This window comes from Caballeronia arvi, from assembly GCF_001544695.2.
Lineage (GTDB): Bacteria > Pseudomonadota > Gammaproteobacteria > Burkholderiales > Burkholderiaceae > Caballeronia > Caballeronia arvi.
Genome location: NZ_FCOM02000018.1, coordinates 71,597 through 96,798, shown reverse-complemented (window position 1 = coordinate 96,798; position 25,202 = coordinate 71,597). Strand labels below are relative to the sequence as shown.

Below are 25,202 nucleotides of genomic sequence, written 5' to 3'. Positions count from 1 at the left end.
ACCGCAGCCAGCGATCGAGAGGTGCCGTTTGATCCAGATTCCGCCGTCGGCGATCGTGCAGTGGGGCGGCGCGGCCGTGTTCGCGAACGTGCTGTTGACGCGGCTGGGCGTGCCCGTGCCGTCCGCGCCGTTGCTCGTGTTCGCCGGATCGGTCGTGGCGACCGGACGATTGTCCTTTGCGCACGTGTTGCTCGCGGCGCTGTGCGGCGCGCTGCTCGGCGACAGCGTGTGGTTCGCGGCGGGGCGCGTCTACGGGCGGCGGCTCGTCGCGGCGCTGTCGCGCAGATCGTATGCCGTCGATACCGGCATGCGCACGGCGGGCGACCTGTTCGAGCGGCACGGCGCGCCGATCGTCGCGTTGTCGAAGTTCGTGCCGGGGCTTGGCCTTGTCACGCCGCCGCTGATGGGCACGACGCAGATCGCCGCGCTCGCATTTTTCTTCTGGGATACGGCGGGCATCGTCGCGTGGGCGTCGTTCTGGACGCTCGGCGGCGCGCTCTTCGAGCGGCAACTGCATCTCGCGGTGCTGGCGCTCGAATCGCACGGCGCGACGGTCGTCGATCTGCTCGCGGCGGTGGCCTTGCTGTATTGCTGTTATCGGCTGATGCGGCGGCGGGAGCCGCGTGCGCGTCCGGGGCCGTCGGGTCCATCCGGTCCCGGCCCGCGCGATGGCGGCGGATGAAGATGCGTCGTTATAATCGGACGCCCGGTCGCTTTCCCAAACGGGCATGAGCGCGCGTGACCGCGTGTCGCGAAGGAAGGCATCCGTATCCGGTGGTGCGGCCGGGCTTCAAACCCGGTAGGGGGTGTCAGACACTCTCTGGTCGGTTCGACTCCGGCTGCCTTCCGCCATGAGTTTTCAGAGACTCGAACGCGGTACCCGCGGCATCTGTCATCATGGGGCGGCCATAGTCAACCCAAAGGTGCCATGTCACATCTCGAAGACGAGAAATCGAGTACGAGCGCAAACACAAACGGTCGTGCGCGAGAAAGCGAGGCCCGTGGGACCGAAATGCACGGCGAGCACGACCCGTCGGCAGTCGGACGCACCGGGCCGCTGAACGAAGCGGCGCTCCTCGGGCGCAAAACGCCGCCGTGGCCCGATTCGGCCGCGGCCAATCCGGGCCACGAAGCGCGCGCCGGCGCGCCGGGCACGATGCGTGCGCTGGCCGGGCTGCTCCTCGGTCTTGCGTTGCTCGTCGCGGGCAACGGATTGTTTCAGACGCTGATTCCGCTTCGTATCATCGAATCGGGTTATCCGACGTTTCTCACCGGTCTGATGCAGTCGAGCTATTACGCGGGCTTCATATTGGGCGCGGTCGTCAATCGGCAGCTCATCGATCGCATCGGTCAGCACCGGACTTTCGTCGCGTTCTCGGCGGCCGCGTCGATTCTCGCGCTCGCGTTCGGCGCGGTGCAGTCGCCGTGGCTGCTGGGTTTCGTGCGCCTGCTGACGGGCATCGCATTCATGGCGCTGTACACGTCCGTGGAAAGCTGGCTCAACGGCACGGTCGAGAACGAAAAGCGCGGCCAGGTTTTCGGCCTGTACGCGGCCATCAACTATCTCGCGGTGGGCGGCGGCCAGTTTCTGCTGAATGTCGGGGCGGGTTCCGGAGCGCAGCAGTTCTCGATTGCCGCCGCGCTCTTCGCCGCGGCAGTCCTGCCGGTCACGCTGATGGAAGGCTGGCCGGTGAAGGTTAGCGACGCCAACCTCGACCGCGTACCCGCGCGCTCGTGGGGAGAGAGCTTTCGGGAGATGCTGGCCCTGGCCCCGCTCGGCGTGCCGGGCTGCATTCTTGCGGGCTTCATCTACAGCAACTTCTATGCACTGATGCCGGTTTATCTCCAGCGTTCCGGCTTCTCGACGCATGAAATCGCGACCTTCATGGGCGTCGCGCTCATTGGCGCGCTATTGCCGCAGTTCCCGATGGGCCGCCTGTCCGACAGCATCGATCGTCGGCGTCTCGTTCTCTGGACAGCGTCCGTCTCGGCGGTGCTGAGCATCGTGTTGTTCTGCTTCGATTTTCGCATCGTCACATGGTGCGCGACGCTGGCTTATGTCGCGGTGACGTTCACGCAGTACGGACTCATCGTGTCGCACGTGCAGGACCGGACGGAGTCGCACCTGCGCGTCGCGGTATCGACGATGCTGCTGGTCCTGTTTTCGCTCGGGGGCATGACCGGCCCGGCATTGGCTTCGGCGCTGATGACGCTGATCGGTCCGAGCGGGCTGTTCCTGTTCAACGCGCTGTCGTGCGTGTTGCTGGCGCTCAGTGCAAGACACGCGCTCCGACTGTCCGCGCGCTCGCCGGTGGCGAGTACGGAGGCAAGCTAAGCATCGTGCCGTTGGACCGCGGACGATGTGTCAGAGGTCATCAGAGATCTGCCCGTTTCGAAACACGTGAGGTCGAGCCATGCAATTACAGACAGGCAACCTGTTCAGCATCGAAGCGAAGCGCGGCGTGGATGAGCGGATCGACATGCTCGTCACGGGGCAGCGCCTGAACGTGGAGCGGATCGTGTCGATGGGACACGCGAGCCCCGAAGGGTTCTGGTACGACGACTCGCGCGCGGAGTGGGTCGCGCTGCTGTCGGGTGCGGCCGTGCTCGAATTCGAGGAAGGCTCGATGCGACACGATATGCGTCCCGGCGACTACGTGCTGATCGAACCGCACTGCCGGCATCGCGTCGCGTGGACACATGCCGACGAGCCGACCGTCTGGCTCGCGATCTATCACGAGCGTTGAATCGCGCTGATTCATCGATCGACGATCAGCGCGCAAGATGATTCGCGGACGACCGCACAAACAGACGGCATACGGCATCGGCGTCGCTGCATTCGTGAAGCAGGTCGCGAAAGCGCTGATCGCAGAAATGTTCGGCGATCTCACCGAGCAGATGCAGATGCGTCATCGTCACGCGCTCGGGCACGAAGAGCGCGATCACATCGCTGACCGGCTTGCCATCGGGCGCGGAGAACGAGATCGGCGAAGTCGGGCGAATGTAAAGCGCCATCGGCTCGTGGGCTTCGTCCAGCCGTCCATGCGGAACGGCCACGCCTTCGCCCAGCGCCGTCGAACCGAGCGCCTCGCGCGATGCGAGAGACGATGAGACGGCTTGTGCCGATATGCCATAACGTCGTTCGATGAAGCCGCCGATCAGATCGAAGAGCGCATCGCGATTCGCGGCATCGGCGCCGAGCAGCACGTGATCCGCGCTCAAAAGACTGGCGAGCGTGCCCTGGGGCGATGCGACGTCCGCGTGATGCTCGTGCGTGTCGCCGCCGCGATGGACGCTGCGGTCCATCAGATTGCGCCAGGCATCGGATGGCGCGTCAGGAACTTCGAGCGGGCTGCTGACCTGAGCCGAAGGCGCGAGATCCGCAAGGCGCTGAATGGCGCCGCCGATGGCCGTCTTCGGCAGAATCAGTGTGAGCCGGACCCGATGAGCGTCGCGAAGCGGCGTCACGCGCATCGTCCACGGCTCGCCCGCGCAGTCGCGCACGAGCGATCTTCGCAAGGGCGTCGCATGCTGTGCATCGATGGTTACGTGCACCATGACATGCCGGCTTCCTCCGGGCATCGGATTCCGATGCGGCACAGCCCTGGACAGCCCGAGCAGGTTCATCAGGTCCGCTAGCGTGTGCACGATGTCATCCCCTTCGAATAGCGTGCGAAAGCCATCATTGAGGATAGTGCAGCCAGCGAAAAAGCCGCGCAAATTTGCGCGGCTGACGTGGCGATGATGCTGGAAGCGTCCCTAGTTTCCTTTGCCCAGATCGCGCAGTCGCTTGCCCGCCATCAGGTCGCGACCCAGCTTTTCGAGTGAGACACCGCGCGTCTCGGGCACATAGAAGAACACGACGATCGCGAAGACGACGTTGAGGATCGCATACAGCACGAAGGTATTCGCTTCGCCGACCGTGGAGAGCAAGCTGAGGAACGTGGCCGCGACCGCCATGTTGGCGACCCAGTTGACCAGCGTAGACACGGCGATGCCGAAGTCGCGTCCCTGTTGAGGCTGGATCTCCGAGCAGAGAATCCAGACGAGCGGGCCGGCGGACATCGCGAAGCCGGCGATGAAAAGCAGCAGTGACGCGACGGCCAGAACCTGTGCCGTGAGACCCGCGACGCCGGCATGCAGGAGAAAGCCGAGCGAGCACATACCGAACGCCATGACCGCGCAGCCCGCATAGAGAATCGGCTTGCGGCCCCAACGATCGACGAAGGCGATAGCGCCAAAGGTTGCAATCACGTTGACGAGGCCGACGATAACAGTCGCCCAGAGTTGCTGCTCGTGCGTCCCGAAACCGGCCAGTTCGAAGATGCGCGGCGCGTAGTACATCACGACGTTGATGCCGGTGAGTTGCTGAAAGACCTGGAGCACCACGCCGAGCAGCACCGAACGGCGAAAGTTCGAATTCCCCCGCAGCAGGCTCCATCCACGCTGGGGCCGCGTGCTGTCCTCGTTGACCTGATCGAGTTCGGCCTGAACATCGGCGGGATTGTTATAGAGGCGTTGCAGCACGGCGCGCGCTTCGGCAGCGCGGTTTCGCTGAAGCAGCCAGCGCGGGCTGTCCGGAAGGGCGAGAACGCCCGCGAGAAAGAACGCGGCGGGAATCGCGATGACGCCCAGCATCCAGCGCCAGTCGGCCACATACGAAAGCCCGATGTTCGACAGGAACGCCGCCAGAATGCCGACGGTGATCATCAACTGATACGTGGAGATCATGGCCCCGCGAACCTGTCGTGGCGCGACTTCCGAGAGGTAAAGCGGCGCCGTGAAAGACGCCATGCCGACCGCAAGGCCGAGCAGCAGGCGTGCGCCGATCAGCTGTTCCGGGCTGCCCGCGAATCCGGACCACAGCGATCCGACGATGAACAGCACCGCCGCCAGCGCGAGCGCGGAGCGTCGTCCGAGACGCCACGACAGCGCGCCCGCGCCGAGCGCGCCGATCGCCGCGCCGACCATCATCGAGCTGACGATCCATTCCTGCGAGCGGTCGCTCAGAACGAAATGCTTCGCGATGAAGGGCAGCGCCCCTGAAATCACGCCGATGTCGAGGCCGAAAAGCAGCCCGGCGAGCGCTGCCATGAAGCACACGAACAGTCCGAAGCGTCGGGATTTCGCGTGTGTGAGGACACTGCTGTCAGCGGTAGCGCTCATTTGAGATGTCTCCAGGGGTTTTCTCATACCAATCATTGGCGGCCGGGTGTTATAGCTCAACCGTCCCACTGCGTCCATGATCGAGGATAAGAATTAGCGCTGGATGAGCGCGTCGCAGGGCTACCAGCGATGCCGCAATCCGGCGACGGCGGAGACTTGTGTTTTCGTCGTCGATGGCGACAGCGTGTAAATCTGTGCGTACGGCGCGTCCTTCGCGGCGTGCTGATAGATGCCGACAAGGAAAAGGTCCGTCCGCTTGCTGAGGAAATAGTTCAGCCCGGCGTTCACCTGATGCCATGCGGGCGACGAATCCTGCGGATGATACTGGCCCGTCGTATACATATACGCGGCGCCGAGCAGCAGATCGGGAAGCACGTAGTCCGTGAGCGAGACTTCGAAGTTCTGCAACGTCAGTCTCGACTGATCGAGATAGTCGAAGCGCGCATTCGTGTACAGGAACGACACGTTCGCCGCGCCGATCGCATACGCACCGCCCGCGCCGTACATCATTTGCCGGCGCACGCCCGAACCCGTCGCGGGATTGGTGACGAATGGCGACGTGAATCCGTAATCGCCGACCACCGCGCCGTTCGTATTGTTCGGATCGTTCGGCTCGTTCACGAGCAGGAACGCCGCCCCGAGCGACAGCGGGCCTCTGCGGTATTGCATCGCCGCGCTGTATGCGTTGTTGTCGGAGAAGCCGCCTGCCTTGTTCGAGAAACCGTACAGCGCTTCCGCCTGAAAGCCGCCGTAGTCGATCGTCTTGTACTGGACCGCGTTGTTGATGCGGAAGGTATCGAAGACGTTGTCGTTGTCGCCGATATGCGTACCGTACGCCGCGAACTGGCACGCCGATTCGAACATGCAGAGCGTGACCGCCTCGTCGTACTGACGCCCGAACGTGATCGTGCCGAGCGTATTCGACGACAACCCGACGAACGCCTGCCGCCCGAACTCGCGCCCGCCTTGCGACAGCGTGCCGTTGCCGATGTTGTAGCCGTTCTCCAGCGTGAAGATGGCCTTCACGCCGCCGCCGAGATCTTCGGCGCCCTTGATGCCCCAGCGCGGCGTCTGCATCGGGCCGCTCGCGAATTGCCACGTCGAGTGCCCCTGCTTGTCCGCGCCGCGTTGATTGTTCGCATAGACGATGCCCGTCGAAACCAGTCCATAGAGCGTCACGGTGCTCTGAGCGAACGCGCTCTGGATGCACAGCGCGCTTGCAGCGATGACCAGCAAACGTCGTTTCATGGTGTTCCTGTGATTTGAGTTTGAACGCAGACACGGCGATAACTAAGGATGCCGAATCGATGTGAATGGCTTCCGCTGCCGGCGTCCGACAGCGTCTCACCCGATGTCCGATGTATCGACGACACCGAAACGCCCCGGCTGCGATGCATTCTTGCGGAACAAAAAACACGCTGGATAGCACCGAATTTGGCCACCAGCGAGCGAATTTTTAGCGCGCATGTCCACAGCAGCCGCACGCGGCGCGCTCGCCTTTTCGAAGGGCTTCATCTCACGGGTATACCCGCCCGCTCTAATTTCGGCATCACTCCACGCAAAAAACGATGCTATGCGGGGACGCTTTTGGCTGCCGACAATGGGGTCAACCGGCATCACCCATCAGCCAAAAAAACGCCGGACAGCATTCTCATCGCGGAAAAACATCGGAGACGAAGATGGCAATCATCGAAAACGCGGGACGGCGGCGCGTGCTGCGCACCCTCAGCGCCGGCGCGCTGGCGGCAGGCGGCGGGCTGCTGTCGGTGCGGGCGGTCGCGGGCGGACTCGCGACCGTGAACATGCAGCTCGGCTGGGTGCCGGGCGGCAATCAGGTCGGCGAGGTGGTCGCGAAACAGCTCGGCTACTACGAGAAGGAGGGCATCGACTTTCGCATCCAGCCGGGCGGCCCGAACATCGACGGCGTCGCGATCGTCGCGTCGGGACGCTTCCAGGCGGGCGAAATCTCGTCGAGCCCGTCGATCATGCTGGCGGTATCGGAAGGGCTGCCCATCAAGTGCATCGCGGTCGGGCTGCAGCAGCATCCGTATACGTTCTTCTCGCTGAAGAAGGCGCCGATCCGCTCGCCGCAGGACATGATCGGCAAGCGCATCGGCATTCAGTCGACGGGCATGGTGCTGCTGCGCGCGCTGCTCGCGAAGCACAAGATTCCCGAGAATCAGGTGAAGATCGTGCCGATCGGCGCGGACATGATGCCGCTCGTCTCGGGCCAGGTCGATGCCGTGACCGGCTGGCAGACCAACACGACGGCGCTCAAGCCGCTCGGCGCGGACCGCGTCGACCTGCGCCTGTGGGATACCGGCGTGCGCCTCTACGCGCTGCCGTATTACGCGACGACGTCGATGCTGAAGGAGCATCCGGAAACGGTCCAGGGCTTTTTGCGCGCGACCGCGCGCGGCTGGATGTTCGCGAATCAGAATCGCGATCAGGCCGTCGACATGCTCGTGAAGGCGTATCCGAACCTGAATCGCGCGGATGAACGCGTCGCGATCGATTCGCTGATGACCTACGCATTCGACAAGACCACGCAGACGCAAGGCTGGGGCGCGATGGACGCGAGCGTCTGGGAAGAGCAGATCGCAATGTACGGCCAGCTCGGCCAGTTCCGCGCGGCGCAACCGAAAGTCGATGACGTCATGACGCTCGACGTGCTCAAGGCCACCCATTCCTCTCGCCTGAAGGTGTAACCCATGCATGCTGCCACTCTGAATCCGCCGCGCGCGGAGCGGGCGAGTTCGCACTTCGCGCTGCCGCAGGGCATCGATTGCGCGATCAGCGCCCGCGATATCAACGTGCGCTTTTTCACCGACCGCCGCAGCGTCACTGCGATCGAAGGGCTGAGCCTCGATATCGCGCAAGGCGAATTCCTCACGCTGCTCGGACCGTCCGGTTGCGGCAAGTCGACGTTTCTGCGCGTCGTCGCGGATCTCGTGAAGCCGAGCCGCGGCAGCATCAACGTGCTCGGTTCGGCGCCGCAGGCCGCGCGTGAACGGCGGGATATCGGCTTCGTGTTTCAGGACGCGGCGCTCCTGCCGTGGCGCACCGCGCTCCAGAACGTCGCTCTGCCGCTGGAAGTCGCGCAAGGCAAGGCGCGCGCCGGCCGCGCGACGCCGCGCGAGCTGCTCGAACTCGTCGGACTCAAGGGACGCGAGGACGCCTATCCGCACGAGATGTCGGGCGGCATGCGTCAGCGCGTGGCGATTGCACGCGCGCTCGTCTGCGACCCGAAAGTATTGCTGATGGACGAGCCCTTCGGTGCGCTCGATGAAATCACGCGCGACCGACTCAACGAGGAACTGCGCCGCGTGTGGAAGGAGCTCGGCCTCACGACGCTCTTCGTCACGCACAGCATCTATGAAGCCGCGTTCCTCGGCCAGCGCGTGCTCATGCTCGCCGCGAATCCGGGACGCGTGAAAGAGATCGTGCCGGTCGAGTTGCCCGAAGACCGCACGCTCGATATTCGCGAGACGCGCGAATTCGTCGAACTCACTGCGCATCTGCGTCGTGTACTGGAGACCTGCTGATGGCTACGTCCGAAATGAACCTGAACGTGCCGGCGAGCCTGCCGGACGCGGAATCGCTGGCGTGGCGCGCGCGCCGTCGTCAGCAGATGTGGCGTGCGCGCATGTTGCCGGCGCTCGGCGTCGCGAGCCTCATCTTCGCGTGGTGGGCAGTGGTCGCGGGCTTTCATGTGAAGCCGTTCATCGCGCCGTCGCCGGCACTCGTCTTCGAAACGCTGTTCGCGAAGAGCGACGTGCTGCTGCAGAACCTCGTGCCGACCGCCATCGAGGCATCGCTCGGCTTTTTGCTCGGCAATCTCGGGGCCATCGTGCTCGCGACGATCTTCGTGCACAACAAGACACTGCAGGACATCTTCTATCCGGTCGCGGTGATGATCAACTCGATTCCGGTCGTCGCGAAGGCGCCGATTCTCGTGCTCATCATGGGCAACGGGCTGGAGCCGAAGATCACCATCGCCGCGATCGTCTGCTTCTTCCCGACGCTCGTGAACATGGTGCGCGGTCTCGAAGCGGTCAATCCGCAAGCGATGGAACTGATGCACGTCCTCTCCGCCAGCAAGCGCGAGATCTTCTTCAAGCTGCGGCTCTATGCATCGCTGCCATATCTGTTCTCGGCCTTGCGCATCGCGGCGTCGATGTCGGTGATCGGCGCGGTCGTGGGCGAGTGGATCGGTGCGACGGAAGGCATCGGCGCAATGATCATTCAGGCGACCTATGCCTTCGATTCGGCGCTGCTCTATACGGCGATCATCATGAGCGCCGTGCTCTCGGGCTTCTTTTTTCTCGTGATCGCGGCGCTGGAGCGCTGGCTCATCAAATGGCAGCCGGAAGGCGCCCGCTGAACGCGACACGACACGAACCAACGTCACAGGAGACGAAATGAACATGATCAGCGACTGGATTCAGGAACCCGCACGCGATGTGCGCGTGGCGGCGCAGGCCAATGTCGTCGTGGTCGGCGGCGGGCCGGCGGGGTTGTCGGCGGCGCTCGCGGCGGCGCGCAACGGTGCGCAGGTGATCCTGCTCGAACGCTACAACCATCTCGGCGGTCTTGCATCGGGCGGCATGGTGCTCGTGCTCGACGACATGTGGGACAACCATCTGCAAGAGATATCGGTGCGCGGCACGTGCATGACCTTCATCGAACGCATGGCGGCGCGCAAGATGGCGACCTTCCCGCGCGCGGACGAATGGGGCGACGATCCGGCTGCGTACCGCCGCTGGGGACGCTGGGGCACGTTCGATTTTCATAGCCAGAAAAACCCGCATCCGGTCTGCTTCGCGGCGGCCTTCGATCCCGATGCGATGAAGCGCGTCGCGCTCGAAATGGTCGAGTCGCTCGGCATCGAGCTGCGGCTGCATTCGTGGTTCTCGCGCACGCTCGTCGAGGACGGCAAGGTCAAGGGCGTGATCTGCGAAACCAAGAACGGGCGCGAAGCGATTCTCGCCGATGTCGTCATCGACGCAACCGGCGATCTCGATGTTGCCGCATCGGCGGGCGTGCCGCATGTCGGCGGCAGCTACATCACGACGACGGTGTTTCGTCTCGGCGGCGTCGATACGGAAGCGGCCGAACGCTTCGAAGCGGAAGAACCGGAAGCCTTCGCCGCGCTCGATCGTCAGATCAAGCGGATTCTCGGCGGCTCGTGGGGCTACTGGTGGCTGAAGACGCCGCTGCCGGGCGTCGTGTGGTGCAACTGCCCGCACATGGCCGGTCTCGACGGCCTCAAGCCCGAAGACCTGACGCGCGCCGAGATGCAGGGACGCAAGCACATTCATGCGGTCGTCGAGTTCGCGCGCGACAAGCTGCCGGGCTTCGAGAACTGCTACGTGATCGATGTCGCGCCGCAGACCGGCGTGCGTCAGACGCGCCTTCTGCAAGGCGAATACGTCATGACGAAGGAAGACCTCGCGCAACGCACGCGCTTTACCGACAGCATTGCGCGCGGCCGCGATTACTACATGCCGTATCGCGTGCTGCTGCCGAAGGAGATCGACAACCTGCTCGTCGCGGGCCGCCATTATTCGGCGACGTCGCAGGCACAGAAGATGTCGCGCGAAATCCCGCCGTGCATGGCGATGGGCGAGGCGGCAGGCGTCGCGGCGGCGCTCGCGCTGAGCGCGGGCGTGAGTGTGCGCGACGTCGACGTGCCCGCGCTGCAGAAAACGCTGCGCGCGCAGGGCGCGGACCCGGGCGATCAAAGCGGACGCAACGCAGACATTCCGCCGCTCGCGATGCATGTGCAAACGAGAGAAGCAGCATGAGCAACACGGAGAACAAGATGAAGAAACACGAGCTTCCACTGACTGGCGTGCGCGTGATCGATCTCACGCAAGTGATGATGGGCCCTGTCTGCACGCAGATGCTCGCCGACTACGGCGCGGATGTCGTCAAGGTCGAGCGGCATGGCGCGGGCGATCTGAGCCGCTCGACGTTCGAGCCGGTGGCGGGAGCCGATAACCCGATCTTCTGCAGCCTGAATCGCAACAAGCGCAGCGTCGCGCTCGATCTGCGCGATGCATCGCAGATGGAAGCGTTGAAGGCGCTGATCGCGGACGCGGATGTCGTCGTCAACAATTTTCGCGCGGGCGTCATGGACCGGCTCGGCATTGGCTACGAAGACTGCCGCGCGCTGAATCCGCGCATCATCTATGCGGTCGGCACGGGCTTTGGCGAGACCGGTCCGTATGCGCACAAAGGCGGTCAGGATGTGCTCGCCCAGGCGATGAGCGGCGTGATGGCGCGCCGCGCGGATGAATCGCTGCCCATCTCGGTCTATCCGACCGCGCTCGCGGATTACTCGGCGGGCATGCACATGGTGCAGGGCATCCTGCTCGCGCTCCTGCATCGCGAACGCACGGGCGAGGGGCAAAAGGTCAACGTGTCGCTCTATAACTCGATGCTCGCGATGCAGATGCAGGAAGCCGCGATGATCATGATGGCCGACTCCGAAGTGAACTGGGCCGCGATGCCGCTCTCGGGCGTCTTCGATACGACGACCGGGCCGCTCGTGCTGGTCGGCGCATTCAAGGCGAATCCGCTGCGCGATATCTGCGCGGCCTTGCAGATCGAAGACATGTCCATCGATCCGCGCTTTTGCAACCTGAACCAGCAGTTCGCGCACAAGGCCGAATTGCAGCGCGTCCTTCGCGAGCGCTTCGCGAGCGACAGCCGCGAGTTCTGGCTCGCGCGGCTCGAAGAACAGGACTTGCTGTGTGCGCCGGTGCGCGATCTGCGCGAGGCGCTCGTCGATCCGCAGACGCTGCATAACGGACTCATCATGGCAGGCGATGGCGAAGGGCAGACGGTACGTTTGATAGGCAGTCCGATCGAATTGTCGAATGCGCCCGTCACGCTGCGCCGCGCGCCGCCGCGGCTCGGACAACATACGGTCGAAATTCTCGGCGTCACGACGACGGAGGCCGTATGAGCGTGCGCCTCGTCATCGATCGACACGTCGCCACCGTCACGCTCGCGCGACCCGAGGCGCTCAACGCCGTCGACCTGCAAACGGAAAGCGAGTTGCAGCGCATCTGGGCCGAGCTCGAACATAACCGCGACGTGCGCGTCGTCGTGCTGACGGGCGAGGGCGAGCGCGCGTTCTGCGTCGGCGCGGACCTGAAGAACCCGTCGATGAGCGGCCTCGAATACTGGGCCGCGCCGCGTCCCGGCGGCTTCGGCGGCATCGCGCTGCGCGAGACGCTGAACGTGCCGGTGATCGCCCGCGTGAACGGCTATGCGCTCGGCGGCGGCTTCGAGATGGTGCTCGGCTGCGATCTCGTCATCGCGTGCGAGGAAGCGAGCTTCGGCTTGCCCGAGGCGCTCGTCGGACGCATGCCGCTCGACGGCGGCATGACGCTGCTGCAGCGGCAGATTCCGTATCGACAGGCCATGGCGATGCTGATGACCGGCCGCCGCATCTCCGCACGCGATGCGCTCGCGATGGGCCTCGTCAACGAAGTCGTGCCGCGCGCCGAACTGGACGCTGCGGTCGAGCGCTGGGTCGACGGTGTGCTCGCCTGTGCGCCGCTCTCGGTGCAGGCGATCAAGCAGGTCGTGCGGCGCACGTCGACGCTTTCGGCAAGCGAGGCGCAGGCGTTGAGGCTGCCCGCGCTCGTGAGCGCGCTGCAATCCGACGACGCGCATGAAGGCGTGCGCGCGTTTCAGGAGAAGCGCAAGCCGCAATGGAGGGGACGCTGATGGCTTATGTGATCGGATCGCCTTGCATCGACGTGAAGGACGGCGCCTGCGTGCAGTGCTGTCCGGTCGATTGCATTTACGAAGGCGGGCGCACGCTGTATATCCATCCGGAGGAATGCATCAACTGCGGCGTGTGCGTGTCGGTGTGCCCGACCGAGGCCATCTATCACGAAGAGGAACTGCCGCAAGCCGAAGCGGAGTTTGCGGCGGTGAATCGCGCGTTCTTCGATGCGGACGTGAGCGCGCTAGGTTCGCCGGGTGGCGCATCGGACGTCGGCAAGGTAGCCTTCGATCATCCCGTGGTCATGTCATGGCCGGCGCGGGTGCCGAACTGAGGGCAGGAGATGCACGCGAACGTATTGAGGTATTTCGTCGAGGTCGCGCGGTGCGGATCGATCCGCAAGGCCGCGCAGAACCTCTATGTCGCATCGAGCGCGGTGAACCGGCAGATACTCAAGCTCGAATCGGAGATGGGCACCGAACTCTTCGACCGCCTGCCCAGCGGCATTCGCCTCAACGCGGCGGGCGAGCGCGTCTTGCAGCACATTCGCGGCACGCTGAACGACTTCCACCTGATGCGCAGCGAGCTCGACGAACTGAAGGGCGAGCGCAAGGGACACGTATCCGTGGTGGCGATGGATTCGCTGTTCGTCGATTTTCTGCCGGCGACGGTCGAAGAGTTTTCGGATGCGTATCCGGCGGTCACGTATTCGATCGCGGCCGTGCCGCCGCACGACGTTCCGATGCGCGTGCTGAGCGGCGAATACGATGTAGGCATCACCTACATTACGAAGCTGCCCGCCGGGCTCGATGTCGTGACCGAAGTGCCCTTGCCGCCGGGCGTCGTGATGGCGTCGTCGCATCCGCTCGCGAAGAAGGAGCGCATCACGTTCGACGAATGCCGGCATCATGCGTTCCTGCGCCTCGAAGGCCGCTCGCCGATACAGGGCGTGACGAGCAACGACTTTCCGGCTTTCTGGGAATCGCTGGCGCCGAGCGTCACGTGCAATTCGACGACGCTGCTCAAGCGGCTCATCGCTTCCGGGCGCGGCATTTCGTTCTTTTCGAAGCTCGCGTTTCTCGATGAACTCTCGCGCGGCGATGTGATGTGGCGCCCCATCGACGACGAGAACGTCAACGAACTGACGGTCGGCATCATCATTCCCAATCAGCGCGCACTGCCGCACGTGACGGGCGAATTCGTCGAGCGCATGGTGCGCAGGCTGAAACACGTCGAGCTGACGTTGCGGGAGTTTTGACGGCTATTTCCTGCGCCGCTGATTCACGAGCTTCACGATATCCGTCGTCGGCCCGCTGGTCATGAGGCGGGCAATGTCGTCGAGATGAACCCAGCGGCACTTGGCTATCTCGTTGCTCGGGCGAGCTTTGGCGCGATCAGGGATGTCGCAGGCAAATACGTGATGATGTTTTTGCTTGCCACGGAAATCGAACAGGTATTTTGCCGACTTTCCGGCGAGCCGCGTTTCTTCCTTGAGTTCCCGGAGCGCGGCGGCCGTGAGTTGTTCTCCGCGCTTGAGTATTCCGCCCGGCAAGGCCCATTTCGACTGACTGCGTGCGACCAGAAGAATTCGCTTGCCTCGGCGACAGATCACGGTGGCGCGTTTTTTCAAACCGATCTCCCACTTATGTTCTAGGTATTCTCGAGGCGCGCTCGGAGCGCCAGCGTATCGGGCAGTGCTTGATTAGCCGGATATGCTAATACAGAAGAGCCGTGGCGCGGTGATGTCGCAAATCAAAAGCGGCATACGCGCCACACTCCGAAAGCGTTTCATCAAAGCGTCATATAGAACGGGCGGACGATGACCAATATGTTATGGTCTGGGCAAAACTCATTTCTCGTCCGACCAGAGGCCCACATGGATATGGATGGTGACTGGCGCTTGCCGCGACCAACCACACTCTTCAAGATCGACCGGCGGCCGGCTGGTTCATCACTTTCAAAAACGAGTTCCATCGCGAGTACTTTCTCGGCACTGGCGACGCCGGTCGTCAGCGAGGCAGTGCAAAGAGCGAGAGAGCTATCCAGTACGAGCGATGCCGAGGGTTTTCATCAACTCCGTGTGGCATTCCGAAAGCTTCGTGCCTTGTATTGGGCGTATTCCCCTTACCTCGGAGAAGAAGCGACGGCGCAAGCCATCGAGGAATTCAAGCGTCTTGCTGCGGTGGCAGGCGGAACGCGTGACTGGGACATTGCGGGCGATCTGCTGAAAGCCGCGCAGGAATCGGGTGCCTCGATCGAACTGCTCGTGGACGCTGCGCGCGAAAAGCGCGCACAAGCGGTGGTGCATAGCCAGACGATGATCAAGAGCGATGATGTCGAGGCATTTCTGAACGATGTCCTGCTTCGCGCGCAATCCACGCTGCACTCGCGTTGCAACGATCTGCCCATTCGCGCGTTCGCCGAAAAGAGAGTCCGGCTCGCGCAGCGCGCGCTTCAAAAGCGCAGCAGGCGCGCAGCACGCAATGAAACGGCGCACGAAGAACATCTTCACGATGTCCGCAAGGCGGGCAAGAAACTCCGATATCTGCTGGAGTTCTTTCAGCCGGTGATCAAAGGCGGTCACGGCCGCACCATCAAGGACCTGACGTCCGTGCAGAACAAGCTGGGGCAATTCAACGACATTGCCGCGAGCGAAACCCTGATCCGCAGTGCATCGTTCAACGCGGTTCCGCCTGAAGTCGTGCAGGCATCGCTGCAATGGCTGGAGGAGCAGAAATGCAGACGTATGCGCGCGGCGTCGCGGCGGGTCCGGGCTATTGCTATTTGAGGGGACGTCGGCCCCCACGTGTCGACCATCTTGTAGATGTCGCCTAATGCGCTGTAGAAATCGATTTGAATAATTGTCGTCGTGATCGTCTCCCGGATTCGATCGCCAGGTTGAATCGCCTCGTGTTTATCGCATCGCTTCAGTAGTTGACTCCCCAATTACCGCCGTCTTTCAACTCGATTTTCCATTTTCCCGTGGAACGTCTATGTTTTGATGATGTGCATTCAACCATCGACGACGGAGGGTCAATCATGAAGATCGTTATCATCGGCGGTACCGGGCTGATCGGTTCGAAGACTGCGGCCATTCTGCGTCAGTCCGGGCATGACGTCATCGCTGCGTCGCCGAAAAGCGGCGTCAACACGCTCACCGGCGAAGGACTCAAGGAATGTCTCGCCGGCGCGCAGGTCGTGATCGACCTCGCCAATTCGCCGTCATTCGAAGACGAAGCCGTGCTGCGGTTCTTCGAAACGTCGGGCCGGAACCTACACGCGGCCGAGGCGGAGGCGGGCGTCCGGCATCATGTCGCACTGTCGATCGTCGGCACCGACCGCACGCCCGAAAACGGCTATTTCCGCGCCAAGGTCGCGCAGGAAAAACTGATCGAGGCGTCCGGCATTCCGTTCACGATCATCCGTTCGACGCAGTTCCTTGAATTCCTCGGCGGCATCGCGGATTCCGCCGCGCAAGGGAACACCGTGCGGGTTTCGCCGGGCCTGTTCCAGCCCATCGCGGCCGACGATGTCGCCGCGTTCGTCGCTGGCATCGCGCTCGAAGAACCGCATAACGGCATCGTCGAAATCGCGGGGCCGGAGCGCGCGCCTTTCGATGAAATCGTCGCACGCTATCTGAAGGCGGCCGGCGACAAGCGCGAAGTCGTGCGCGATCCGCAGGCGCGTTACTTCGGCGGTATCGTCGAAGAAAAGTCGCTCGTGCCGCTCGGCGACGCGCGTCTCGGCCGCATCGGATTCGACGAATGGTTCCGGCTTTCGCGCAAGGCATGACTCCACCGGAACACGCCCATGATCACCACGAACTCGCAGTCCGGCACGAACGTCGCGGAAATCGCCGATGGCGTGTATCGCATCAATACGCCCGTCATGCTGCCCGGCGACGCGGGCGGCTTTTCATTCAATCAATACCTGATCGTCGACGACGCGCCGCTCCTGTTCCACACCGGGCCGCGCAAGATGTTCGCGCTGGTGCGTGAAGCGGTCGCGAGCGTCATGGACCCGGCAACGCTGCGCTACCTCGCGTTCTCGCATGTCGAAGCGGACGAATGCGGTTCGCTCAACGAGTGGCTCGCCATCGCGCCGGATGCCGCGCCGCTCTGCGGCACGATCGCGGCGATGGTGTCCATCACCGATCTGGCGGATCGCGCGCCCGTCGCGCTGGCCGACGAGCAAGCCATGAGCCTCGGCCGTCACACCGTGCGATGGTTCGACACGCCGCATCTTCCGCACGCGTGGGAATGCGGCTTTTTGATGGAAGAGCGCACGAGCACGCTGCTATGCGGCGATCTCTTTACGCAGGGCGGCGCGACGTTGCCGCCGCTCACCACCTCCGACATTCTGGGCCCGAGCGAATCGTTCCGACTTAGCATGGATTACTTCTCGCATACGCGAAACGCCGACGCGATGTTCGAGCGCCTCGCCGCACTCGAACCGACGACGCTCGCCTGCATGCACGGCAGCGCGTGGAGCGGCGACGGCGCGGCACTCCTGCGCGCACTGGCGCAGAGCGTGCATCAATGAATCACACGCGCCGCGCAATCGCGAGCGCATCGCCTTGCCCGAGATCGCAGCCTTCCCAGCGGAAGAACTGCAGGTCTTCGCTGTCCGCGACGCCATCGGCGATCGCACTGACGCCGAGCGTATGCGCGAGCGCGACGATCGCGCGTGCGACGACCGCGCGCTCGTGCTGATGCGCGACGTCGCTGACGAACTTCGAGTGAATCTTGATGCGATTCGGCCGCAGTGCCTGAAGATCGGGAAGCGAGATGCGTTCGAGACCGAAGTCCGCGAGCGTGATCGATACGCCCAGCGCCTGCAATGCGCGCGCGGCCTCGCGTCGCGCGTCGAGCAGGGCGCCGCTGAACTGCAGATCGAGCGCGTCGCCGTGAAGGTTCGCTTCGGCGAGCGCTGCCTGCACCATCGCGATCAATGGTTCGTCGCCGAGATGCTTCGACATGAGCGGCATCGAAATGCGTGGCGCGGGCGCTTCGCCGCTGTCGTGGCACTCGCGCGCGAGCATGCAGGCGCGGTGCAGCATCGCCTTGTCGAGCGCCAGCAGCAATGCGGCATCGTCCGTGAGCGCGGCGATCCGTTCGGGCGACAGCGCGCCTTCTTTCGTCGCCCACACGGGCTGCATTTCGATACCCCTGAGCGCATTCGATGCGAGATCGATCTGCGGCAACGCATGCACGATCCACGTGTCCGCACGAAGCGCCGCTTCGAGATCCGTGCGCAACGCGCGCTCACGTTCGCGATCGATCGGCGCATCGGTGTCGTCGATCGCGGGCGCGATGGCAAGCGTCTGAGCGCGGCGCAATGCCATGATCGTCTCGTAGGTGCGCAAGCCCGTCACCACGACCGACGTCAGCTTTTGCGCGGTCAGCTCGGTCTTCAGGAAGTACCCGTTGATCTCGTAGCGCGTGATGACGTCGCGCTCGGGCGCCATGCCGGGCTGCCCGGTGCGCAGGATGATCTGCACGTCGTGATCGTCGAGCGTGTCGCGGATATGGCGCACGAGTTCGAGACCGGCATCGTCGGCTTCCATCACGACATCGAGCAGGATCAGCGCGGTGCCCGAATGCGCGGCCAGATATGCGCGCGCTTCGGCGGCGGAAAGCGCGCTCGAAAGCTCGACGGGCCTGCCCGAGTACGCGGCATCGGCGAGCACGAGGCGGGTGACTTCGTGTATCTCGGGCGCGTCGTCGACGAGCAGCACGTGCCACGGCGGGGCCTGCGGTCCCGTGAGCGTGCCCGATGGCTCGGCGCGCGCCGCTTCGCTGCGCAACCATGAAGGCGCGGTCATTGTCGTTCTCCCTGTGCGCCCGGTATGACATGGATCGCGCCCTCGTGTGCGCGCGCGACGCGCGGCAACGTGAGCACGAACACGCTGCCGGCGTGCGCGCCGTTGCGGACCGCGAGCGTGCCGTCGAGCGCGCGCGTGACGAGCGCATAGGCGAGATGCAGGCCGAGGCCGCTGCCGCCCGAGCCGCGCCGCGTCGTGAAGAAGGGCTCGAAGATGCGCTCATGCAGTTCGTCGGGAATGCCGCAGCCGTCGTCTTCATGTTCGAGCACGACGTGTGTATCGCCCGAGCGCCGCGCCGAGATCACGATATGCCCGACCTCGCCCGGCGCGAACGCATGCACGAGCGAGTTGAGGATCAGGTTGGTCAGCACTTGTGCGAGCGGTCCGGGAAACGAATCCATCAGAATGCCGGGCGGACAGTCGATACGCAGCGCCACGCGCGTGCCGCGCAGCTTCGGCTCGACGCTCAGCACGGTCTCGCGGATATATTCGCCGAGATCGAACTGGCGGCGCGCTTCGCTGACCTGATCGACGGCGACCTGCTTGAAGCTCTGCACGAGACGCGCGGCGCGATCGGCGTTGGACAGCATGAGCCGCGTCGATTGGCCTGCATCGCGCAGATAGCTGCCGAGCGCATCTTCGGTGAGATCCTGACGCTTCAGACTCTCGCTGATGGATTCGGTCCGGTCGCGCAGATACGATGCCGCGCTCACGACGATCCCCACCGGCGTGTTGATCTCGTGCGCGACACCCGCGACGAGTCCGCCGAGCGACGCCATGCGTTCCGATTCGACGAGCTCCTTGCGGGTCGTTTCGAGGTTATGCAGCGACTGGAGCAGGTCCGCCTGCGTGAGCTCGCGGCTTTCCTGCGAGAGCACGATCCACCATGCGCCGAACGCGAGCAGCGGCAAGGTGGCCGCATACGTGTGCAGCAGCACGTCGCCGATCTGCGCGCGCGCCATCACGTCGGCGATCTCGATCAGCCGATACGACAGCAGGAACACCGCGCCCGTCGCCGTCGACGCGATGATGAACAAGCCGAAGAAGCGGCCGATGCGCCGCCCGAAGTGCGGCGCGAGCGTGCTGGGCCCGGGCGGCTCCGCGAACTCGTCGGCGGTCGATGCAACCGGCATCTTGCAGCGATCGCGGCAATGATTGTCGAGACCGCAGCACAGCGAGCAGATCGAGCCTTGATTGAACGGGCACCACGCCATGTCCGCGGCTTCGTAGTCGCGCTCGCAGATGCAGCAGCGCACGAGCTGCGTGCGCGGTACATCGGCATGTTGCACGTCGGCGCGCGCGATGTAATAGCGCCCGCCCGTCGCATAGGCGATCGCGATCGCGCTGACGAACGCGAGAAAGAGCGCGATGAACGCGGAATAGGCGCGCGCGACATCGCCGAACAATCCGGCGAACGCGCACGTCGATACGACGGATGCAATCAGCATCGCGCCGCAACCGACGGGATTCACCTGATACAGATGCGCGCGCTTGAACTCGATGCGCCGCGGGCTGACCCCGAGCGGCTTCAATACGACGAGGTCCGCGACCAGCGCGCCGAGCCACGCGATGACGAGATTCGAATACACCGACAGCACGGTTTCGAGCGTCTTGAAGATGCCGAGCAAGGTGAGCAGAAGCGCGATCATCACGTTGAACACGAGCCATACGACGCGCCCCGGATGATAGTGCGTGAGCCGCGCGAACACGTTGGACCACGCGAGCGAGCCCGCATACGCATTGGTCACGTTGATCTTCACCTGCGAGATCACGACGAACACGGTCGCGACCGCGAGCGCCAGCGCGGGACTGTCGAACACGTGCCGGTAAGCGGTGACGTACATGTGCACGGGCACGACGGCATCGACGGCGGGCACGCCATCCTGCAGCGCGAGCACGGCGAGCAGACTGCCCGCAAGGAGCTTGAGGCCGCCCACGACGATCCATCCGGGACCGGCTGCGAGCATCGCGGTCCACCATGACAAGCGGTTGCGCGCGGTGCGGTCCGGCAGGAAGCGCAGATAATCGACCTGCTCGCCGATCTGTCCCATCAGCGAAAACAGCACACCCGCGGCCGCGCCGAACAAGAGCACGTCGATGTTGCCGCCTCTCGCTTCGGCGGTGGCGCCGAGACCGGGAAACGCGGCCCATCGCCGCAGCACGTCCGGGTCCTGCCAAAGAATGAAAATGAACGGCGCGACGAGCAGAATCACCCACAGCGGTTGCGTCCATCTCTGCAGCTTGTTGATCAGCGTGACGCCGAAGAACACGAGCGGAATGATCAGCAGCGACGACAGCAGATAACCGATGACGATATTGATGCCCGCCGCGAGTTCCAGAGCCTGCGCGAGTATCGCGGCTTCGAGCGCGAAGAAGATGAACGTGAACGATGCATAGATCAGCGACGTGATCGTCGATCCGACATAGCCGAAGCCCGCGCCGCGCGTGAGCAGATCGATATCGACATTGGCAACGCTCGAGTAATACGCGATCGGCACGCTCACGAGAAAGATCAGCGCGCACACGACGAGAATCGCAGGAAACGCGTTATGAAAACCGAAGCTCAGCGTGATGCTCGCGCCGATGGCTTCGAGCGCAAGAAAAGAGATGCCGCCGATGGCGGTATTGGCGAGCGTGAAAGGCGACCAGCGCCGATAAGAACTGGCTGCGTAACGCAACGCGTAATCTTCGAGTGTTTCGTTGGCCACCCAGGATTGATAGTCGCGTTTGATTCGCATGACGGTCGGCCACCGGGTCCGCAAGCCATTGAACAGGACGATCCGATTATTAGCTGAAAGCTGCATCGCCGCAATATTGATGCGAATGCTTCGATCGCAATGTGGAGCGGGTTTGTGCCGATTGACCGTGCGTGCGCATCTGCGAACACTGGCAAACGAACTTCGTTGTACATCTTTCCCGACGCCTCATCTTTCGCCTTGGAGCAGACATGACGCCGCTTTTTGCGAGCGCCGTGGCACCTGTCGCCAGCGACGACCTTGTTTATCGCGTTCATGCAGCGGGCGATTCCGACGACGCCTGGTGCAGTGTGCTCGCGCAAATCCGCGAGCGCTTTCGCGTGCGCTGGGCCGCGCTCGCGCGTCATAGCTTTTCCACGCGTCAAGGCCTCGCGCTCTATTCCGCGCCGCGCGATCCGCGCCTGTGCGCCGCGCTTTCCGATTACGCATCGCGCAATCCGTGGTTTCTTTCGAGCGATGCCTATCGCGAAGGCCGCGTGATGGCGGGCGATGAACTGCTCAGCAATCGCGAGCTCGTCAAGACCGACTTCTATCGCGGCCTGTTGCTGCCGCATGGTCTCTATCACCGCCTGTGCGGCGTGATTGCGCGGCGCAACACGCTCGTCTATTACCTCGACCTGCATCGCGGTCCCGACGAGCCTCGCTTCGGCCCGCGCGAAAGAAGCGCGTTCGCCGCGCTGCTGCCGCATCTCACGCTCGCGCTCGATCTGCGCTGGCGCCTGCGCGAAACCGACGACATGAATCGCGCGCTCAGACGCATCGTGAACACGCATGCGCGCGCGGCGATGCTCGTCGATTCGAACGCGCGCATGGTGTTCGGCGGCGATGGCGCACAAGGGGCGTGTGAATCCGTGGCGGGCCTGCGCATCGAGGACGGGCGCATCGTCGCGGCCGCGAGCACGGACGATCGCGTGTTGCAGGACGCCATCACACGCGCGACGCACGCATCCGTCGATGCCGATGAACAGGCCGCGCTGGTGCTTTCGCTTTCGGCGCCGGGGCAATCGCAGCCGAGCGTGATATCGATACGCGCGGCGGGCTCCGTGTTCAGCGCGGAACTCGGCGAGACGCGCCGCCTCGCCATCGTCACGGCGCTCAACGCGCCTTCTGACGACGATCACGCCGATTGCGCATTCGTGCGGCAATTCGGCCTCAGCCCGGCGCAGGCGCGCATGAGCTCGCTGATCGTGACGGGGCATTCCATCGCGAGCGCGGCACGCGAACTGCACGTCTCCGAGAACACCGCGCGCAGTCATCTCAAGCAGATCTTCCAGAAGACCGATACCCATAGCCAGATGGAACTCGTGCATCTGCACGGGCGTATCTGCGTTTCTCTCTAGTCGAACCTCACCCATTTGGGTGAGACCGACTACCCCAGTCGGGCGAATCAAAATCCTCGCGCTGGGGGATTCGCGCGTTGCCGTGCATCCCTATCATGAGTCGTGTCCCAATCGTCGAACGCGATGAGGAGATCACCATGCTGGGTTTGTGCTTGCTCTATGTCGGCGCCGTACTGTTTCTGAACGGGCTCTGGTTGCTGGGCAGGATCGGTGATCGCGAGATATGGGTCATCAATGTCTTCGCGGGCGGGATCACGTTGCTCGCATCGCTGAAGCTCGCGTTCGGCTCCGATGCGGACGCTGCATCGATCAAGGCGGCCGCGCTCACTTTGCTCTTCACGTTCACGTACTTCTGGGTAGCAATCAATCGCTATAACGGCGCCGATGGCCGCGGGCTCGGCTGGTTCAGCCTGTTCGTCGCGATCACGATCATTCCCGTCGGCATCGATTCGATCGCGCATGCGAACTCCGCATGGTCCTTATGGTTCGCGCTGTGCTGGTTCGGCTGGGCGTTCCTGTGGCTGCTGTTCTTCGTGCTCCTCGCGCTGCAGCGCCCCATTGTGAAGCTGACGGGCGCGGTCACGGTCATCGCGGGCATCGTCACCGGCTGGCTTCCCGGCTACCTCTTGCTCAACGGCACGCTGAGCTGAATCGAAGTGCTGTCCTATGCCGGCATGCGAGCCGGCCTGATCCGACAAGGAGACATTCGTCATGGCTGAAACGCTCATCAAGGTCGACCTGAATCAGTCCGCATTCGACAACGAGCAGGTGCATAACCGCTGGCACCCCGACATTCCGATGACCGCATGGGTCAAACCCGGCGACGACTTCATTCTCGAAACCTACGATTGGACCGGCGGCTTCATCAAGAACAACGATTCGGCGGACGATGTGCGCGACATCGATCTGTCGATCGTCCACTTTCTATCGGGACCGGTCGGCGTGCATGGCGCGGCGCCCGGCGATCTGCTTGTCGTGGACCTGCTCGATATCGGCGCGAAGCAGGAAAGCCAGTGGGGTTTCAACGGCTTCTTCTCGAAGAAGAACGGCGGCGGCTTTCTGACCGATCACTTCCCGCTCGCGCAGAAATCCATCTGGGATTTCCACGGGCTTTATACGACCTCGCGCCACGTGCCGCAGGTTTCGTTCGCGGGGCTGATTCATCCGGGACTCATCGGCTGCCTGCCCGATCCGAAGCTGCTCGCGACGTGGAATCAGCGCGAAGTCGATTTCATCGCGACGCAGCCCGACCGCGTGCCGCCGCTCGCGAATCCGCCTTTCGCCGCGACCGCTCATATGGGCAAGATGACCGGCAACGCCCGCGAAAAGGCCGCTGCCGAAGGCGCGCGCACGGTGCCGCCGCGCGAGCATGGCGGCAATTGCGACATCAAGGATCTGTCGCGCGGCTCGAAGATCTTCTTCCCGGTGTATGTGGATGGCGCGGGCCTGTCCGTCGGCGATCTGCACTTCAGTCAGGGCGATGGCGAAATCACGTTCTGCGGCGCGATCGAGATGGCGGGTTGGGTGCACATGCGCGTGAACGTCATCAAGGACGGCATGGCGAAATACGGCATCAAGAATCCGATCTTCAAGCCGAGCCCGATCACGCCGCGCTATGACGACTACCTGATCTTCGAAGGCATTTCCGTCGACGAGCAGGGCAAGCAGCATTATCTCGACGTGCACATCGCGTATCGGCAGGCGTGCCTGAATGCGATCGAATATCTGACGAAATTCGGCTACACGCGCGCGCAGGCGTATTCGATTCTGGGGACGGCGCCGGTGCAGGGGCATATCAGCGGGGTCGTCGATATTCCGAACGCATGCGCGACCTTGTGGCTGCCCACGCAGATCTTCGACTTCGACATCCGTCCGAACGCGGACGGTCCGGTGAAGGCCGTGAAGGGCGGCGTGGATATTCCGCTCTCGCAAGACAAGGCCTGATTCCGTGCAATTTGACTGGCGCGATGCGATGTTTGCATCGCGCCATTTTTTCGAGTGCGAATGCAATGCCGATCTATCAATACGAATGCGAATCGTGCGGCAGCTTCGACGTGATGCGCAGTATCGCGGATCGCGACTTGCCGTGTATGTGTCCCGAATGCGGCATGCAGACGATACGGGCGATCACGTGTACGGCGATGCTCTCGCTGATGCCGCAAGCCCAGCGCGATGCGTACGCGACGAACGAACGCAGCGCGCATGCGCCAAAGAGCTCGAAGAGTCTTGGCTATCGTCACGGACCGGGATGCAGTTGTTGCAGACCGAGTAGTCCCACAAGCGATCAGGCGAAACCTTCGATGAAGTCGCCGGGCGGGCGTCCGTGGATGATTAGCCACTAGAAGCGCCGCGCAGCACGCGTCGGGACAGGT

General features: G+C 63.5%; 24 protein-coding genes and 1 tRNA gene. 19 read left to right on the top strand and 6 right to left on the bottom strand.

The window, feature by feature from the left end; all coding sequences use genetic code 11:
* The first annotated feature begins 28 nt into the window (after positions 1-28).
* From AWB74_RS20905 to AWB74_RS20890, 4 genes are all read left to right on the top strand, one after another.
* Positions 29-682 carry a DedA family protein gene (locus AWB74_RS20905; protein ID WP_061148636.1) on the top strand — a complete coding sequence of 218 codons (654 nt, stop codon included), beginning with the start codon at positions 29-31 and terminating at the stop codon, positions 680-682.
* A 74-nt stretch (positions 683-756) separates the two neighbouring features.
* Positions 757-852: transfer RNA gene (locus AWB74_RS20900), tRNA-Sec, on the top strand.
* A 160-nt stretch (positions 853-1,012) separates the two neighbouring features.
* Positions 1,013-2,335, top strand: a complete 1,323-nt coding sequence (locus tag AWB74_RS20895) for an MFS transporter (protein ID WP_235024640.1) — start codon at positions 1,013-1,015, stop codon at positions 2,333-2,335.
* Positions 2,336-2,414: 79 nt separating this feature from the next.
* A complete protein-coding gene (locus AWB74_RS20890) occupies positions 2,415-2,747 on the top strand; it encodes a cupin domain-containing protein (RefSeq protein WP_061148634.1) in 333 nt (110 codons plus the stop codon).
* Between the two features lie 25 nt (positions 2,748-2,772).
* Here AWB74_RS20890 and AWB74_RS20885 read toward each other — a convergent pair whose 3' ends face one another.
* From AWB74_RS20885 to AWB74_RS20875, 3 genes are all read right to left on the bottom strand, one after another.
* Positions 2,773-3,648 carry a PTS sugar transporter subunit IIA gene (locus AWB74_RS20885; protein WP_235024639.1) on the bottom strand — a complete coding sequence of 292 codons (876 nt, stop codon included), beginning with the start codon at positions 3,646-3,648 and terminating at the stop codon, positions 2,773-2,775.
* 111 nt (positions 3,649-3,759) lie between these two features.
* Positions 3,760-5,166, bottom strand: coding sequence for a sugar porter family MFS transporter (locus AWB74_RS20880; RefSeq protein ID WP_061148633.1), 1,407 nt, complete (start codon positions 5,164-5,166; stop codon positions 3,760-3,762).
* A gap of 120 nt (positions 5,167-5,286) precedes the next feature.
* The gene (locus AWB74_RS20875) at positions 5,287-6,414 is read right to left on the bottom strand and encodes a porin (protein WP_061148632.1); all 1,128 of its coding nucleotides are present in this window, start codon (positions 6,412-6,414) and stop codon (positions 5,287-5,289) included.
* A gap of 431 nt (positions 6,415-6,845) precedes the next feature.
* Between AWB74_RS20875 and AWB74_RS20870 the strand changes: the two genes are divergently transcribed.
* From AWB74_RS20870 to AWB74_RS20835, 8 genes are read left to right on the top strand one after another with little or no spacing between them, the layout of a single operon-like run.
* Positions 6,846-7,874 carry an ABC transporter substrate-binding protein gene (locus tag AWB74_RS20870; protein ID WP_061148631.1) on the top strand — a complete coding sequence of 343 codons (1,029 nt, stop codon included), beginning with the start codon at positions 6,846-6,848 and terminating at the stop codon, positions 7,872-7,874.
* Between the two features lie 3 nt (positions 7,875-7,877).
* Positions 7,878-8,711 (top strand): ABC transporter ATP-binding protein, encoded by an 834-nt coding sequence (locus AWB74_RS20865; protein WP_061148630.1) that lies wholly within the window; start codon positions 7,878-7,880, stop codon positions 8,709-8,711.
* A complete protein-coding gene (locus AWB74_RS20860) occupies positions 8,711-9,550 on the top strand; it encodes an ABC transporter permease (RefSeq protein ID WP_061148629.1) in 840 nt (279 codons plus the stop codon). Before AWB74_RS20865 ends, AWB74_RS20860 begins: the two co-directional genes overlap by 1 nt.
* 37 nt (positions 9,551-9,587) lie before the next feature.
* The gene (locus AWB74_RS20855; protein ID WP_061148628.1) at positions 9,588-10,973 is read left to right on the top strand and encodes an FAD-dependent oxidoreductase; all 1,386 of its coding nucleotides are present in this window, start codon (positions 9,588-9,590) and stop codon (positions 10,971-10,973) included.
* Positions 10,970-12,139, top strand: a complete 1,170-nt coding sequence (locus AWB74_RS20850; protein ID WP_200822006.1) for a CaiB/BaiF CoA transferase family protein — start codon at positions 10,970-10,972, stop codon at positions 12,137-12,139. The genes AWB74_RS20855 and AWB74_RS20850 overlap by 4 nt, the downstream gene beginning before the upstream one ends.
* A complete protein-coding gene (locus AWB74_RS20845) occupies positions 12,136-12,909 on the top strand; it encodes an enoyl-CoA hydratase-related protein (protein WP_061148627.1) in 774 nt (257 codons plus the stop codon). Before AWB74_RS20850 ends, AWB74_RS20845 begins: the two co-directional genes overlap by 4 nt.
* Entirely contained in the window at positions 12,909-13,244 is a 336-nt protein-coding gene (gene fdxA, locus AWB74_RS20840) for a ferredoxin (protein ID WP_061148626.1), read from the top strand. Before AWB74_RS20845 ends, fdxA begins: the two co-directional genes overlap by 1 nt.
* 9 nt (positions 13,245-13,253) lie before the next feature.
* A complete protein-coding gene (locus tag AWB74_RS20835) occupies positions 13,254-14,168 on the top strand; it encodes a LysR family transcriptional regulator (RefSeq protein WP_061148625.1) in 915 nt (304 codons plus the stop codon).
* Positions 14,169-14,171: 3 nt separating this feature from the next.
* Here the strand turns inward: AWB74_RS20835 and AWB74_RS20830 are convergent, their stop codons facing one another.
* A complete protein-coding gene (locus AWB74_RS20830; protein ID WP_061148624.1) occupies positions 14,172-14,540 on the bottom strand; it encodes an NUDIX hydrolase in 369 nt (122 codons plus the stop codon).
* 246 nt (positions 14,541-14,786) lie between these two features.
* Between AWB74_RS20830 and AWB74_RS20825 the strand changes: the two genes are divergently transcribed.
* The 3 genes from AWB74_RS20825 to AWB74_RS20815 all read left to right on the top strand — a co-directional run bounded on the left by AWB74_RS20825 (position 14,787) and on the right by AWB74_RS20815 (position 17,452).
* Positions 14,787-15,698, top strand: coding sequence for a CHAD domain-containing protein (locus AWB74_RS20825; RefSeq protein WP_061148623.1), 912 nt, complete (start codon positions 14,787-14,789; stop codon positions 15,696-15,698).
* Positions 15,699-15,949: 251 nt separating this feature from the next.
* Positions 15,950-16,702 (top strand): SDR family oxidoreductase, encoded by a 753-nt coding sequence (locus tag AWB74_RS20820; RefSeq protein ID WP_061148622.1) that lies wholly within the window; start codon positions 15,950-15,952, stop codon positions 16,700-16,702.
* An 18-nt stretch (positions 16,703-16,720) separates the two neighbouring features.
* Positions 16,721-17,452 (top strand): oxygen-binding di-iron domain-containing protein, encoded by a 732-nt coding sequence (locus tag AWB74_RS20815; RefSeq protein WP_061148621.1) that lies wholly within the window; start codon positions 16,721-16,723, stop codon positions 17,450-17,452.
* Between the two features lies 1 nt (position 17,453).
* On the opposite strand, the gene AWB74_RS46445 is transcribed toward AWB74_RS20815, so the two are convergent.
* Together AWB74_RS46445 and AWB74_RS20805 are read right to left on the bottom strand one after the other, a co-directional pair.
* Positions 17,454-18,734, bottom strand: coding sequence for an EAL domain-containing protein (locus tag AWB74_RS46445; protein WP_061148620.1), 1,281 nt, complete (start codon positions 18,732-18,734; stop codon positions 17,454-17,456).
* Positions 18,731-21,472, bottom strand: coding sequence for an ATP-binding protein (locus AWB74_RS20805; protein WP_061148619.1), 2,742 nt, complete (start codon positions 21,470-21,472; stop codon positions 18,731-18,733). The genes AWB74_RS46445 and AWB74_RS20805 overlap by 4 nt, the downstream gene beginning before the upstream one ends.
* Before the next feature lie 209 nt (positions 21,473-21,681).
* Between AWB74_RS20805 and AWB74_RS20800 the strand changes: the two genes are divergently transcribed.
* The 4 genes from AWB74_RS20800 to AWB74_RS20785 all read left to right on the top strand — a co-directional run bounded on the left by AWB74_RS20800 (position 21,682) and on the right by AWB74_RS20785 (position 25,172).
* The gene (locus tag AWB74_RS20800) at positions 21,682-22,830 is read left to right on the top strand and encodes a helix-turn-helix transcriptional regulator (protein WP_061148618.1); all 1,149 of its coding nucleotides are present in this window, start codon (positions 21,682-21,684) and stop codon (positions 22,828-22,830) included.
* A 137-nt stretch (positions 22,831-22,967) separates the two neighbouring features.
* A complete protein-coding gene (locus tag AWB74_RS20795) occupies positions 22,968-23,480 on the top strand; it encodes an AmiS/UreI family transporter (protein WP_061148681.1) in 513 nt (170 codons plus the stop codon).
* Between the two features lie 61 nt (positions 23,481-23,541).
* Positions 23,542-24,774, top strand: a complete 1,233-nt coding sequence (fmdA, locus tag AWB74_RS20790; protein WP_061148617.1) for a formamidase — start codon at positions 23,542-23,544, stop codon at positions 24,772-24,774.
* A gap of 23 nt (positions 24,775-24,797) precedes the next feature.
* Entirely contained in the window at positions 24,798-25,172 is a 375-nt protein-coding gene (locus AWB74_RS20785; protein ID WP_327362181.1) for an FmdB family zinc ribbon protein, read from the top strand.
* Positions 25,173-25,202 lie beyond the last annotated feature (30 nt).

Coding starts and splice junctions, on each gene's coding strand:
- fmdA (WP_061148617.1), top strand. CDS start 23,542: ATGGCTGAAACGCTCATCAAGGTCGACCTGAATCAGTCCGCATTCGAC.
- AWB74_RS20825 (WP_061148623.1), top strand. CDS start 14,787: ATGGATATGGATGGTGACTGGCGCTTGCCGCGACCAACCACACTCTTC.
- AWB74_RS20785 (WP_327362181.1), top strand. CDS start 24,798: ATGCGATGTTTGCATCGCGCCATTTTTTCGAGTGCGAATGCAATGCCG.
- AWB74_RS20850 (WP_200822006.1), top strand. CDS start 10,970: ATGAGCAACACGGAGAACAAGATGAAGAAACACGAGCTTCCACTGACT.
- AWB74_RS46445 (WP_061148620.1), bottom strand. CDS start 18,734: ATGACCGCGCCTTCATGGTTGCGCAGCGAAGCGGCGCGCGCCGAGCCA.
- AWB74_RS20855 (WP_061148628.1), top strand. CDS start 9,588: ATGAACATGATCAGCGACTGGATTCAGGAACCCGCACGCGATGTGCGC.
- AWB74_RS20895 (WP_235024640.1), top strand. CDS start 1,013: ATGCACGGCGAGCACGACCCGTCGGCAGTCGGACGCACCGGGCCGCTG.
- AWB74_RS20800 (WP_061148618.1), top strand. CDS start 21,682: ATGACGCCGCTTTTTGCGAGCGCCGTGGCACCTGTCGCCAGCGACGAC.
- fdxA (WP_061148626.1), top strand. CDS start 12,909: ATGGCTTATGTGATCGGATCGCCTTGCATCGACGTGAAGGACGGCGCC.
- AWB74_RS20880 (WP_061148633.1), bottom strand. CDS start 5,166: ATGAGCGCTACCGCTGACAGCAGTGTCCTCACACACGCGAAATCCCGA.
- AWB74_RS20795 (WP_061148681.1), top strand. CDS start 22,968: ATGCTGGGTTTGTGCTTGCTCTATGTCGGCGCCGTACTGTTTCTGAAC.
- AWB74_RS20835 (WP_061148625.1), top strand. CDS start 13,254: ATGCACGCGAACGTATTGAGGTATTTCGTCGAGGTCGCGCGGTGCGGA.
- AWB74_RS20865 (WP_061148630.1), top strand. CDS start 7,878: ATGCATGCTGCCACTCTGAATCCGCCGCGCGCGGAGCGGGCGAGTTCG.
- AWB74_RS20870 (WP_061148631.1), top strand. CDS start 6,846: ATGGCAATCATCGAAAACGCGGGACGGCGGCGCGTGCTGCGCACCCTC.
- AWB74_RS20890 (WP_061148634.1), top strand. CDS start 2,415: ATGCAATTACAGACAGGCAACCTGTTCAGCATCGAAGCGAAGCGCGGC.
- AWB74_RS20805 (WP_061148619.1), bottom strand. CDS start 21,472: ATGCGAATCAAACGCGACTATCAATCCTGGGTGGCCAACGAAACACTC.
- AWB74_RS20860 (WP_061148629.1), top strand. CDS start 8,711: ATGGCTACGTCCGAAATGAACCTGAACGTGCCGGCGAGCCTGCCGGAC.
- AWB74_RS20815 (WP_061148621.1), top strand. CDS start 16,721: ATGATCACCACGAACTCGCAGTCCGGCACGAACGTCGCGGAAATCGCC.
- AWB74_RS20875 (WP_061148632.1), bottom strand. CDS start 6,414: ATGAAACGACGTTTGCTGGTCATCGCTGCAAGCGCGCTGTGCATCCAG.
- AWB74_RS20845 (WP_061148627.1), top strand. CDS start 12,136: ATGAGCGTGCGCCTCGTCATCGATCGACACGTCGCCACCGTCACGCTC.
- AWB74_RS20820 (WP_061148622.1), top strand. CDS start 15,950: ATGAAGATCGTTATCATCGGCGGTACCGGGCTGATCGGTTCGAAGACT.